Origin of the sequence: Thalassolituus sp. UBA6592, assembly GCF_002433655.1 — a bacterium.
Taxonomy (GTDB): Bacteria; Pseudomonadota; Gammaproteobacteria; order Pseudomonadales; family Oceanobacteraceae; genus Venatoribacter.
On record NZ_DJIO01000188.1, the window covers coordinates 12,057 to 12,852 of the forward strand.

Consider the following 796-nt stretch of genomic DNA (forward strand, 5'->3'; position numbering starts at 1 on the left):
CATTACCTGCAGGGCTACTTCTTCAGCCGGCCACTGGTGTCGAAGGATGTGGTGACAGCCGTGGGCAGCAGGGAGTCTGAGTCGATTTAGCGTCCGGGCAGGACTGCCCTGGATGTGTTGCTGTTTCAGTGAGCGTGCGCAGCAAAGGCCTTAAGCAGAGCAGGGGCATAACCTCTGTTTGGTCGTCTGACGGTGAAAAGACATACCTGAGCGGGCAATAAGGTCTTTAGTCCGGCGCCGGATTCTGGGAAAATAACGGCCTTTCTGGCCATTCCTGCCGGTCTGGCGTCAGCATCTGAGGTTATCCGTGAATTCGCAAGCTCCCCATCTGTTTTCTTACTATCCCTACTGGGCTGAATGCTTCGGCACTGCGCCGTTTTTGCCCATGTCGCGCGAGGAAATGGATGTGCTTGGCTGGGACAGCTGTGATGTGATCATCATCAGTGGCGACGCCTATGTGGATCATCCGAGCTTTGGTATGGCGGTGCTGGGCCGTTTGCTGGAATCCCAGGGCTTTCGCGTGGGTATCATCGCTCAGCCGGACTGGAACAACCCTGACGACTTTATGAAGCTGGGTAAGCCGAATCTGTATTTCGGTATCACCGCCGGCAACATGGACTCGCTGATCAACAAATACACCGCGGATCTGAAAGTCCGTTCTGATGATGCCTACACCCCTCATGGTGAGCCAGGTAAGCGCCCGGACCGTGCGGTGATCGTTTATTCGCAGAAATGCCGTGAAGCCTACAAAGACGTACCGATTGTGATTGGCGGTATTGAAGCCAGTCTGCGCCGT

The 796-nt window shown here is 55.3% G+C and carries 1 pseudogene; it reads left to right on the forward strand.

Annotated elements, in window-relative coordinates:
• Nucleotides 1–307: 307 nt before the first annotated feature.
• Nucleotides 308–796, forward strand: a pseudogene (locus tag B2Z72_RS18780) (YgiQ family radical SAM protein); the annotation flags it as partial.